Annotated in this window: 9 protein-coding genes and 1 pseudogene; 6 read left to right on the top strand and 4 right to left on the bottom strand. The window is 72.2% G+C overall.

All coding sequences use genetic code 11. The features are described 5' to 3' along the window. Positions 1 to 323 (bottom strand): annotated as a pseudogene (locus D7X32_RS47270) (YcaO-like family protein); the annotation flags it as partial. A gap of 119 nt (positions 324 to 442) precedes the next feature. On the opposite strand from D7X32_RS47270, the gene D7X32_RS39755 reads away from it, so the two are divergent. From D7X32_RS39755 to D7X32_RS39735, 5 genes are all read left to right on the top strand, one after another. Continuing rightward, positions 443 to 919 carry a peroxiredoxin gene (locus D7X32_RS39755; RefSeq protein WP_120607728.1) on the top strand — a complete coding sequence of 159 codons (477 nt, stop codon included), beginning with the start codon at positions 443 to 445 and terminating at the stop codon, positions 917 to 919. Positions 920 to 1,069: 150 nt separating this feature from the next. Continuing rightward, on the top strand, positions 1,070 to 1,642 hold the full coding sequence (locus D7X32_RS39750) for an RNA polymerase sigma factor (protein ID WP_120607731.1): 573 nt from the start codon (positions 1,070 to 1,072) through the stop codon (positions 1,640 to 1,642). After that, a complete protein-coding gene (locus tag D7X32_RS39745; RefSeq protein WP_120607727.1) occupies positions 1,642 to 2,187 on the top strand; it encodes a zf-HC2 domain-containing protein in 546 nt (181 codons plus the stop codon). Before D7X32_RS39750 ends, D7X32_RS39745 begins: the two co-directional genes overlap by 1 nt. A gap of 5 nt (positions 2,188 to 2,192) precedes the next feature. Continuing rightward, positions 2,193 to 2,681, top strand: coding sequence for a hypothetical protein (locus D7X32_RS39740; RefSeq protein ID WP_120607730.1), 489 nt, complete (start codon positions 2,193 to 2,195; stop codon positions 2,679 to 2,681). A 129-nt stretch (positions 2,682 to 2,810) separates the two neighbouring features. Then, positions 2,811 to 3,386 carry a DUF4136 domain-containing protein gene (locus D7X32_RS39735; protein ID WP_120607726.1) on the top strand — a complete coding sequence of 192 codons (576 nt, stop codon included), beginning with the start codon at positions 2,811 to 2,813 and terminating at the stop codon, positions 3,384 to 3,386. Positions 3,387 to 3,399: 13 nt separating this feature from the next. Here the strand turns inward: D7X32_RS39735 and D7X32_RS39730 are convergent, their stop codons facing one another. The 3 genes from D7X32_RS39730 to uvrA form a co-directional block, all read right to left on the bottom strand. Then, complete coding sequence (locus D7X32_RS39730; RefSeq protein ID WP_120607725.1) at positions 3,400 to 4,545, bottom strand: chemotaxis protein; 1,146 nt, start codon at positions 4,543 to 4,545, stop codon at positions 3,400 to 3,402. A gap of 132 nt (positions 4,546 to 4,677) precedes the next feature. After that, positions 4,678 to 5,238 carry a glutathione peroxidase gene (locus D7X32_RS39725; protein WP_171449322.1) on the bottom strand — a complete coding sequence of 187 codons (561 nt, stop codon included), beginning with the start codon at positions 5,236 to 5,238 and terminating at the stop codon, positions 4,678 to 4,680. Between the two features lie 34 nt (positions 5,239 to 5,272). Beyond that, positions 5,273 to 10,576 (bottom strand): excinuclease ABC subunit UvrA, encoded by a 5,304-nt coding sequence (gene uvrA / locus D7X32_RS39720; protein WP_120607724.1) that lies wholly within the window; start codon positions 10,574 to 10,576, stop codon positions 5,273 to 5,275. 178 nt (positions 10,577 to 10,754) lie between these two features. Between uvrA and D7X32_RS39715 the strand changes: the two genes are divergently transcribed. Beyond that, positions 10,755 to 11,720 (top strand): S1 family peptidase (locus D7X32_RS39715; protein ID WP_147450454.1); only part of this gene is annotated, 966 nt, incomplete at its 3' end.

Below are 11,720 nucleotides of genomic sequence, written 5' to 3'. Positions count from 1 at the left end.
GACCCCAGCGACTCCACGCCCCAGACCGTGTCGCCGGCCCGCTCCAGCTCCGCCTGGGAGCCCCAGCGCAACCGCTCCGGCCGCACCGTCTCCGCCGCCCACAGCTCCGCCGTCTCGAAGAGCGCGCCCCGGGCCGCGGCCTCGAAGGTGAGCCCCTTGCCGTTACACACCTGGAGCACGTGTCCACCCGGACGCACCGCGCAGGCAACCTCCACGCCGGTGCGGTCCAGGCCGGTGACGCGGGCGACCCGGGTCACGCCCAGGCCCCGGGACAGGGCATCGAGGAAAGCGGGGGGGACGAGGTCCGTCGAGGCAGGCGGCACGAGCGGCACCTTAGCCAGATTCCCCAGGGAGCGGTCACCCGGCGCGGCGCGGCATGGGATGGCGGGGAAAACGTGGTAGGGGAGGGACAGCCCCGCAGTCGGGATGGAGCGCGCATCGAATGATTGCCGTCGGAGACCTCGCACCTGACTTCGCCGCGACCGACTGCCATGGGCAGACCGTGCGATTGTCGGAGCTGCGAGGCCGGCGCGTCGTGCTCTTCTTCTTCCCCCGCGCCTTCACCGTGGGCTGCACCATCGAGAACCGGGCGTTCCGGGACAACCACGAGCGGATCCGCGAGCTGGGCGCGGAGCTGGTCGGCGTCTCCGTGGACACGCTCACCACGCAGTGCGACTTCGCCGAGCAGGAGGGCATCCACTTCGCCCTCCTGGGAGACGACGAGCGGCGGATCAGCCGCGCCTGGGGCGTCCTGTGGCCGGTCCTCAACATCGACCGGCGCGTCACCTTCATCATCGGCGCGGACGGCACCGTCGAACACGTCATCCACCACGAGGTGCGCGTCTACCGCCACCTGGACGACGTGCTGAAGTACCTCCAGGCCCACCCCACCCCGGGCAGCGACACCGCCTCCGCCTGACCTGCTCCGCCCGCCCGCCTGCCCGGTACCGGACGTCCTCCGCACGTCCCTGGAGGCGAAATGCGGGCCGGAAAATAACCTTTCGCCCCCTGGAGGGTTGGAGCCCCTGTGAGCGGACGGGTCCTAGGACTGGTGCGGCCCGGTGAGGCCGTGAGCGCTCTCTCGGATGAGGCCCTGTGCGGGGCCTTCCTCGCGGGGGACGCGAAGGCGTTCGGCCAGCTCTTCGAACGGCACCGGGGCCTCGTCTTCTCACTGATGCGCCGCTACACCGTGAGCGCGGAGGACGCGGCGGACCTGACGCAGCAGGCGTTCCTCCGGGCCCTGGAGGCGTCGCGACGGGTGTTCGCGCGCTTCACGCCCACCACGCCCACGCCCTTCCGTTCGTGGCTGGTGCGGGTGGCGCTCAACCTGGCGAAGAACCACGCGCGGCAGGGGCTGCGGTGGCGGCCGGTGCTGGTGGAGTCGAAGGTGGATGACCTGGCGGCGGATCCGGGCGAGAGCGCGGAGGCGTCACTGGAGCGCACCCAGCAGGGCCAGCGGGTGCGTCAGGCCGTGCTGGCCCTGCCCCGCCGTCAGCGCGAGGTGCTGACGCTGCGGGTGGACGGCGGACTGCCGTTCAAGGACATCGCGGAGACGCTGGGCATCACGGAGAACAACGCGAAGGTGCAGTTCCACCACGCGGTGAAACGCTTGAAGGCCGACGTGGCCGGGGAGACGCAGTGATGGGTGCGTGCGTGGAATACGAGGAGCAGGCGAGCCTCCACGCCGCGGAGGCGCTGGAGGGCGAGGAGGCCACGCGCTTCCAGGCCCACCTGGAGACCTGCGCGGCCTGCCAGGCGGAGGTGGCCTCCGCGCGCGAGGTGCTGGGCCTGGTGGCCCTGCCGCCCCAGACGCCCGTGGAGGTGCGCGCGCAGGACGGCCTGGGCGCGAGGACCCTGGCCGCGTGGCGCCGCGAACAGACGCGCCAGGGCATGGGCCGCCGGGCGCTGGGGTCGCTCGCGGCAGTGGCGGCGGTGGTGGCGCTGATGCTGGGGCCGTCCGCGCTGGAGCGGCTCAAGGCGCCCCACCCGGTGGCGGCGCCGGCCAGCGTGCCGTCCGCGAGCGCCCGCGACGACGTGGACGCGGAGACGCTGGCCGCCTTCGAGGCGTGGGCCGGGTTGGATCCGCTGGAGGACGATGGCGCGGGGTACAGCGTGGACGAGGACCTGACGTGGGACGGCGACGACGCCGGCCTGGATGGGGACTTCGACCTGGGAGAGACACTGTGAAGACGATGAAGCGGATGACCTGGGCGCTCGCGTTCGCGCTGCCGGTGATGGCGCTGGCGCAGCCCATGCCGAAGAACCCGGGAGCGCGCGACCCCGACCGCATGGCCCGCGCCGAACAGCGGCAGCGGCTGCGGCAGGTGCTGGAGCTGGCGGACTCGCTGGAGCTGGACAGCGCGCAGGCCCTGAAGATGGATGAGACGCTGCGCCGCTTCGAGGACCGGCGCCGCCCGCTGCGCGAGCAGGTGCGGGACTCGGCGCGCATCCTCCACCAGGCGTCGCAAGGCGACAGCGCGGCCCTGTCACAGGTGGACACGGCGGCACAGAAGGTCTTCGACGCCCGGGCGCAGATCGCCGCGCTGGACCGGGAGCTGTACCAGGCGCTCGCCAAGGACCTGCCCCCGCAGAAGCGCGCGAAGCTGGCCGTGGTCATGGCCCGCTCCGAGGGCATGAAGGGAATGAAGATGAAGGGCGCCAGGGAACCGCACGGCGACTGAGGACGCCCCTGCCGGAAGTCGGAGGCGAACGGGCGGACGGCGGTGGGCCATCCCCCGGGACGTCCCCAACGTCATGGCGTTGACCGTGTCCCGCCCCCAAGGGATGCGCCCGTCCTCCTGGAGTCCGCCATGCGTCTGCTGTTTCGTGTCCTGCCCGTACTCGTAGGCCTGGGGCTCGCGTCCTGTGCCGGTGTGGATGTCGGCACCAACTACGATCCCGCCGCGGTGCAGAGGATCGACGCGTTCCACACGTATGCCTGGATGTCGCAGCCCCAGAAGAGCCAGGACACGCGCGTGAACAACGACATCACCGACGCGGAGGTGAAGAGCGCGGTGGACAGCAACCTCCAGGCGCGCGGCTACCAGAAGGTGGACGCAAGCGAAAACCCGGACTTCCTGGTCGGCTGGCAGGGCGCCATCACCCAGCAGCTGTCCGCGGACACGGCGGACAACTACTGGGGCTACCCGTGGGATCCATTCTGGGGTTCGTACTACGGGCCGTCGGGGTCCTACGTGCGCCAGTACGACGTGGGGACGCTCATCCTCGACGTCGTGGATGCGAAGGCGAAGGTGCTCGTCTGGCGAGGCACCGCCAAGACCGACCTGGGTACCAGCCCGAGCATCCAGGGCAAACGCGACAAGACCGACGAAGGCGTGAAGAAGATGCTGGAGCAGTTCCCGCCGAAGCCGGAGAAGCAGAAGTAGCCTCGCGCGGTCGTCAGGGAGCGCGCCGCCACGCCCGCGTCAGCAGCAGGCCGCCCAGTACGCCGCCCACGCCCAGCAGCACCAACAGCAGCGCGAGCCAGAGGAACACGCGGTCCACCAGCGGGCCCAACCGGTCGAACGCGTGGTCCACCCAACCGCGCGCCAGTCCGTCCAGCTGTTGGAGCGTGGCCACGCGCTCGGCGTGCAGCGCGTCCACCACCGCCTGCCGCTCGCGCCCCACGTCCGCGAGCACCGCCTGCCGCTCGCCGGTGACGAACTCCTGGAGGCCCAGGCGTTCGCCATGCACCGCGTCCAGCACCGCGCGGCGTTCGCGTTCGATGAGCGCGGGGGTGTTGGCGGCCACCGCGCCCACGCGGTCCAGCAGGTCCACCGTGCGCCCCAACTCCGCCATCGCGGCCTGCACGGTGGGGGCGCGCATCGCGTCGGTCGCGACCAGCTCCGCCTGCCAGCGCGCCTGCCGGGGCAGGCTGGTTGCGTAGAGGTCCACGCGCGCGGTGAGGTCGCGCGTGTCCTCGACCAGGCCGGCGGCCGCGGAGCGCAGGCCTCCTCCGGACGTCTCGGTGAGGGAAGCCAGCAGGGCCGCGGTGGACTCGCGGGTGACGAGCGGTCCGGTCAGCGGGTGCTCCGCGGCCCACGCGTGCACCCGGTCGCGCGCCGAGGACACGTCCTCGCCGCCGATGACCTCACGCCACAGGACCTCCACCTGGGACTCCAGGTCCACCAGCGTGGCGTTGGCCTGGGACAGCAGTTCCGGCGGAATGCCCTCGGCGAAGCGGGGCAGCGCGTCCTGCATCTGGACCAGCAGCGCCCAGGTGTCGATGAGGGCGGCCACGGGGTCCGGTTGGAAGAGCGAGCTCTGCACGGCGGGCACCGCGTTGGCCTTGAAGCGCAGCATGGCCCCGGCCACCTGGGGCGAGCCGGAGCGCGCGGCCAGGTCGTCCGCCATGGCCTCCAGCAGGCCGGAGAACCGCCGCGCCAGGTCTCGCACCTGGATGCGAAGCGCCGCCACGGACAGGTCGGAATGCCCCACGCGCGTGGCCAGCTCCGAGCGCTGCGGCTCCAGCGACGCGCACCCGCCACACAGCGCCGCGAGCAGCACCACGGTCACGACGCGCGAGGAAGGGAGAACCGGAGCCATGGGCCGGGACCCAAGCTGCGCACGCCCTGCCCCACCGCCGAGCAGTCCCCCGGGGCGGAGCCAACGTCGGACGTCCGACGCCCGGCGCGGATCCAGCCCGCGAGGACCGGATCCGTCACCGGGGAGCGCCCGTCACTTCTCCGCGAGCGCCTTGTCGATGGCGGCCTTCAGCTCCGGGCTGTCAGGCGTGATGCTGCTGGGGAAGGCGGCCTTCACCTGGCCGTCCTTGCCCACCACGTACTTGTGGAAGTTCCACTTGGGCTCGCCGTGGTCCTTCGCCAGGAACGCGTAGACGGGGGACTGGCCCTCGCCCTTCGTCTTCACCTTCTCGAACATGGGGAAGGAGACCTTGAAGCGCAGCTCGCAGAACTTCGCGATCTGCTCGGAGGTGCCTGGCTCCTGTCCGCCGAAGTCGTTGGACGGGAAGCCCAGGACCACCACGCCCTTGTCCTTGTAGCCCTGGAAGAGCGCCTCCAGGCCCTTGTACTGCGGCGTGTAGCCGCACTCGGACGCGGTGTTCACGACGAGGGCGACCTTGCCCTGGAAGTCCGACAGCTTCTCGGGCTTGCCGTCGAGCCGGTTGGCGGAGAGCTGGTGGAAGGACATGGTTTTCTTCTCGGTCTTGTCCTCGGCGGAAGCCGCCGTGGAGAGGGAGAGCACCGTCGCGACGGTGAACAGCAGTGGGGTTCGCATGGCGCGCGCAGGATGCCGCAAGGCGTTCATCGTTTCACCGTCCCCGCGCGGCGACGCGCGTCTTGGGTTCTTCAGTGGAAAAAACCGACTTGAGCACCCGGCCCGTGGGCGTCTTGAGCTTCGCCACCTCGCGCGGCGTGCCTTCGCCCACGATGCGGCCTCCGCCCTCGCCACCCTCCGGCCCCAGCTCCACGACGTGGTCTCCCGCGGCGATGACCGACGGGTGGTGCTCAATCACGACCAGCGTGTCGCCCCGGTCCACCAGCCGGCCCAGGAACGTGATGAGCTTCTCCACGTCGCCCAGGTGCAGTCCGGTGGTGGGCTCGTCCAGCACGTACAGCGTGGGCTCGTGGCGGGAGGTGGCCGTCAGCTCCGCGGCCAGCTTGAGCCGCTGTGCCTCGCCGCCGGACAGCGTGTTGGAGCCCTGCCCCAGTTGCAGGTAGCCCACGCCCAGGTCCGCCAGGCACTCCAGCGGCGCGGCGACCTTGGGCAGCGCGCGGAACACGTCCTTCGCCTCGTCCGCGGACAGGCGCAGCACGTCGCCCACGGTGAGCCCGTGGTAGCGCACCTCCAGCGTGGCGGCGTCGAAGCGCGCCCCGTTGCAGGCCTCGCACGGCGTGACGACGTCCGGCAGGAAGGACATCTCGTGGGAGATGGCGCCCTGCCCTTCGCACACCTTGCAGCGGCCACCGGCCGCCGTGTTGAAGGAGAAGCGCGCGGGCCCGAAGCCGCGGATCTTCGCCTCCGGAGTCGCCGCGAACACGCGGCGCAGTTCATCCCAGATGCCCAGGAACGTCGCCGGCACCGAGCGCGGTGTACGGCCGATGGGTGACTGATCCACCGACAGCACGCGCTTGATGGACTCCGTGCCCTTGAGGGAATCGAACGCGCCAGGCTTCGAGGTGACGAGCCCCAGCTTGTCGCGCAGCGCCGGGAACAGCACCTGACGGATGAGCGTGCTCTTGCCGGAGCCCGACACGCCGGAGACGACGTTGAGCCGTCCCACCGGCAGCTTGAGGTCCACGCGCTGGAGGTTGTTCGCGCGCGCCCCGTTCAGCTCCACCCAGGCCTTCGGCTCGCCCCGGCCGGACGGGGGCCGCACCTGCGCGGCCCGAAGCGCCAGCGCGGTGGGCGAATCCGACTCCAGCACCACGTCCGGCGTGCCCTCCGCCAGGATGTGCCCGCCGCCCCGGCCGCCCGTGGGCCCCAGGTCCAGCAGGTGGTCCGCGGCGCGGATGGTGTCCGAGTCATGCTCCACCACCAGCACCGTGGAGCCCGTCTCCACCAGCGCGCGCAGGTTGTCGAGCAGCCGGTGCGTGTCGCGCGGATGCAGGCCAATGGTGGGCTCGTCCAGCACGTACATCGCGCCGGTGAGGCCCGCGCCCAGCTGCGCGGACAGCCGCAGCCGCTGCATCTCACCGCCGGACAGCGTGGCGGCGTTGCGGTCCAGGGACAGGTAGCCCAGGCCCACGCGGTCCAGGAACTCCAGGCGCCGCAGCATCTCCTGCCGCGCCGTCTCTCCCAGCAGCGCCCGGTCGCCCTTGAGCTTCCAGGTGCGCACCCGCGCGAGCGTGGCCGTCACCGACGCCTGCACCACCTCGTGGTAGCGCGCCCCTTCCAACCGCACCGCGCGCGGCACCGGGGACAGGCGGGTGCCACCGCACGTGCGGCACGGGGCCGTCTCGCCCTCGGCCATCGCGGCGGCGCCGCCCTGCACGCCGGTGCCCTCGCACGACTCGCAGCGGCCCTGCTTCGTGTTGAAGGAGAACCAGCGCGGATCCAACTCAGGCACGGCGGTGCCGCACTTCGGGCAGGTGCGCTCGCTGGACAGGAGCGTCTCCGCCTTGCCCGTGCGCAGCTTCACCGCGCCCTTGCCCCAGTTGAGCGAGGACTCGAACACCTCGCGCGGCAGCTTCGCGAGCTTGCCCTCGTACATCACGAGGTCGATGTCGTGTTCCTTCGTCTTCGCCAGGCGCGGCGGGTCGTCCGTGGACGCCAGCTCTCCGTCGACGATGGCCTGGGTGATGCCCGCGCGCGCCGCCGCGGTGAAGACGTCCAGGTACGTGCCCTTGCGTGCGCGCACCGCGGGCGCAAGCACCTGCCCATCGCCCTTCGTCGCCAGCACCTGCGCGTAGAGCGCCGCGGGCGTGGTGGCGCCGATGGGCGTGTCGTCGTGCGGGCAGTGCGGCTCGCCAATCTTCGCGTACATCAGGCGCAGGTAGTGGGCCACCTCGGTGACGGTGGCCACGGTGCTGGTGGCGCCCGCGCGCGACGTGCGCTGCTCCAGCGCCACGGTGGGCGGGATGCTGCTGATGCGCTCCACATCCGGGCGCGGCAGCGTGGGCAGGAACTGCCGGGCGTACGGCGTCAGCGTCTCCAGGAAGCGGCGCTGGCCTTCCGCGAAGACGACGTCGAACACCAGCGAGCTCTTGCCGGAGCCACTGGGCCCCGTCACCACCGTCATCTTCCCCAGGGGGATCCGGCAGGACACGTCCTTGAGGTTGTGCTCGCGCGCGTGCTCCACCTCGATGGCGGGCGGAGCCTCCTTCCCCGGACGGCGCAGCTTCACCGCCTTCGCCAGCGGCTTGCCCTCGCCCCGGAGCGCGGCGGCGGTGGCGCTGCCCTGCATCTTCGCCACATCCGCGGGCGTGCCCTCCGCCACCAGCCGGCCACCATCGCGGCCGCCCTTGGGGCCCAGGTCGATGATCCAATCCGAGCCCTTCATCACCGACACGTCGTGGTCCACCACGAGCACGCTCGCGCCCCGGTCCACCAGCGCGTGCAGTGACGACATCACGTGCCGCACGTCCTCCGCGTGGAGGCCGGCGCTCGGCTCATCGATGAGGAACAGCGTGCCCTTCGCGTCGCTGGCCAGCGCGCGCGCCAGCTTCAGCCGCTGCGCTTCACCACCGGACAGCGTGGACAGGGGCTGGCCCAGCGGCAGGTAGCCCAGGCCCAGCCGCTGCGCAGGTCCCAGCGTGCGCTTCAGCGCCGAGTCGTCACCGAAGTGCTGGAGCACCTCATCCAGCGTCATCTCCAGCACCTGCGCCACGCTGAAGCCCTGGTGGCGGACGGCGAGCACCTCCTCCTTGAAGCGCCGGCCCCGGCACACCGCGCACAACAGGGCCACGTCCGCGAGGAACTGCATCTCCACCGTCTCGTAGCCTTCACCCGCGCAGGCCTCGCAGCGGCCCTTGTCCACGTTGAAGGAGAAGTGCGCGGACGTCAGGCCCCGCACCTCCGCGTCCGGCTCCGAAGCGAAGCGTTCACGCAGCCGGTCCCACGCCTTGGTGTAGGTGGCCGCGTTGCCGCGCGACGTGCGCCCCAGCGGAGACTGGTCCACGAAGGTGATGGCCTCCACCTGCGCCCCGCCCTCCACCGCCGCCACGTCGCCGGGGGCCTCCACGTCCTTCACGCCCAGCCCGCGCGCCAGGTGCCGGTAGAGCACTTCATCCATCAGCGTGCTCTTGCCGGAGCCGCTGGGGCCGGTGATGGCGCACAGCACGCCCAGCGGTACGCGCACGGACACGTCCTTCAGGTTGTGCTCGCGCGCCTCGCGGATGACGAGCTCCCCCGTCCGGGTGCGCGGCGTGCGCGGCGCCTCCGTGCCGCCGGACAGCATGCGGCCGGTGGGCAGGTCCTGCCGCTTCGCCAGCGCCTCCGGGGTGCCGTCGAAGCACAGCGTTCCGCCCTGGCGTCCCGCGCCCGGTCCCAGCTCCAGCACGCGATGCGCGGAGCGGATGACCAGCGGATCATGTTCGATGACCAGCGCGATGTTGCCCCGGTCCGCCAGCTCCGCGATGGCCTCCGTGAGCGGCGGCACGTCCCCCGGGTGCAGGCCCACGGTGGGCTCGTCCAGCACGAAGAGCGCGCCCGTCAGCGACGTGCCCAGCGCCGCGGTCAGCGACACGCGCTGCGCCTCGCCGCCCGACAGCGTGCGCGCGGGCCGGTCCAGCGTGAGGTAGCCCAGGCCCACGCGCTGCAAATACCGCAGGCGCGCGGACAGCTCGCGCCGCGCCAGGTCGCCCTGCCCCGTGAGCGTCTTCAGCGCATCCAGCCGCGTCAGCGCGTCCGTCAGCTCCAGCCCGTGCCAGCCCGGCAGGTCCAGACCGCCCACGCGCCACGCACGGGCCTGCTCGTTGAGCCGCGCGCCGTGACAGCTCTCGCAGAGTGTGTACGCGCGATAGCGCGCCAGCAGCACGCGCACGTGCATCTTGTACGTGCGCCCCTCCTGCCACCGGAACCACGCGCGCACGCCCGGGTAGGCGCGGCCACCGTCGTAGTCACCCTCGCCCTGGAGCACCGACTCGCGCTGCGCGGCGGTGAGCTTCTCCCACGGCTTTTCGAAGGGGATGCCCTGCTGCTTGCAGTAGCGCTGGAGCATCTCCCGCTCCCAGGTGGTGGACTGTCCGGACCAGGGGCGGATGGCCCCCTGCGCCAGGCTCAGCGCCGGGTTGGGGATCACCTTCCCCCAGTCGATGCCGATGGTCCGCCCGAAGCCACGGCACGGCGCGCACGCGCCCACCGGGCTCTGGTAGCTGAAGAGGCCCGGCCGCGCGGGCTCGAACTCACGCGCGCACTTGGGGCACACCAGGCCCCGGCGCAGCCGCTTCGGCGCGGTCTCCGGAAGAAAGAGCAGCGCTTCTCCGTCCGCGCGCGCCCACGCATCCTCCAGCGCCTGGGTGACGCGGGACAGGTTCGCGTCCGTCAGCTTCACCCGGTCCACCACCACCTGCGCCACGCCCGCGGGGTCGGTGGCCTCGCCCGGCTTGAGCGTCTCCAGCTCCTTCACCTCGCCCCCCACCATCAGCCGGTGGTAGCCGTCCTTCAGCAGGCGGGCTCTCGCGTCGAGGAACGCGGACGTGTCGGGGATGCGCACGGGGTACGTGAAGACGCCCTGCGCGTCCGGGTGCTCGCGAAGGGCGGCCCGGGCGGCCACGCGCGCGTCGGTGCGCACTGCCTCCAGGCCACAGTCCGGACACACCGGCATCGCCTCACGGGTGAAGAGCGCGGACAGGTACGGCTCCACGTCCGCCAGCGTCGCCACCGTGGAGCGCGAGCTCTTCACCGGCGCGCGCCGGTCCACCGCCACGCCCGCGGCCACCGGCTCCAGCGCGTCCATGGGCGGCCGCTCCAGCCGCTCTAGGAACTGCCGGGCATACGGGCTGAAGCTCTCCACGAAGCGGCGCTGGCCCTCCGCGTAGAGCGTGTCCAGCGCGAGGCTCGATTTGCCGCCTCCGGACACGCCGGTGACGCAGACGAACTCTCCCTCGGAGAGATCGACGGACAAATCCTTGAGGTTGTGGGTGCGAGCGCCAACGAGGTGGGTCTTGTGCATGCCGGCCGGAGGTTTAACGACCGGACACTCGCGCGCCAATCACAACATGACGGCCAACATCGTCCCGCCCGGGTGGGTTGGGTGGAGAGCGGGCGGGCTGATACAACGCGGTGCGGCTGGCCCCACCGGGCGTATCGCGACGGGAATGCCGGCCGGAGCACCACGAACGGGGGTGGCCATGTCCGACGACGACCAGGCACGCCGTGCGCGGGCCGAAGAGGCCCTGCGGCGCACGAGTGCCTCCCTGGTGTTGCTGGAGCTGGGCGGCCACACCGCCACGGGCTTCGTCATCTCCTCAGAGGGCCACGTCGTCACCAGCCTCCACGCGGTGGCCAGCGCGCGCGCCATCACCGCCGTGCTGCCGGACGGCCTGCGCTCCCCGGTGGTGCAGGTGGCGGCCGTGGACGAGCGGCGCGACCTGGCCATCCTGTGCCTGTCCGTCCCGGACCTGGCGCCGGCCCTCCCGCTGGGCCCGGCCACCCTGCCCCGGGAAGGCGAGGCGCTGCACGTGGTCCAGGCCCACGCGAACCGCCCCCCCGAAACCCGCGCCCTGGAGGTCCGCGCGGTGCAGGTGCTGGGCGACTGGCTCACCCTGCTGGAGCTGTCACGCACGCTGCCCGAGGACGCGTCGGGCTCGCCGGCCCTGGACGCGCGCGGACAGGTGGTGGGGCTGGCCACCGCGGCGCTCGCCAACGGCCGCGCGCTGGGGCTCGTCATCCCGGTGCGCTACATCACGCCGCTCCTCAAGACGTCCGGCCCGCCCCGCCCGCTGTCCGCGCTGGATGCCCCCCGGCAGCGCGCCGCCCGCGTGCGCCAGGTGCCCCAGCATCCCGTGGGCCTGCTGGAGGGCTGCGCGATGCCGGCCGTGGAGTCCGTGGCCACACTGCTGGGCCAGGCCATCAACGTGGGCGCACCCGCCTACAACCGGGGCGACGTGGAGGGGTGTTACCGGCTCTACGCGCACACCGCCGAACAGCTCATCGACGAGCGCGACGACTGCCCCGGCGTCCAACGCGCGCTGCGCGACGGCCTGCTGCGCTGCGAAGGGCTGAGGGACGCGGAGGACCGGGCCTGGGCCCTGCGCGACACGTTCGACGGGTTGATGGACGTCATCGGCCGGTGGCGCCAGTCGCGCCCCACGCCC

It is taken from the genome of Corallococcus carmarthensis (assembly GCF_003611695.1).
GTDB lineage: Bacteria > Myxococcota > Myxococcia > Myxococcales > Myxococcaceae > Corallococcus > Corallococcus carmarthensis.
This window is presented reverse-complemented; position numbering and strand designations above follow the sequence as displayed.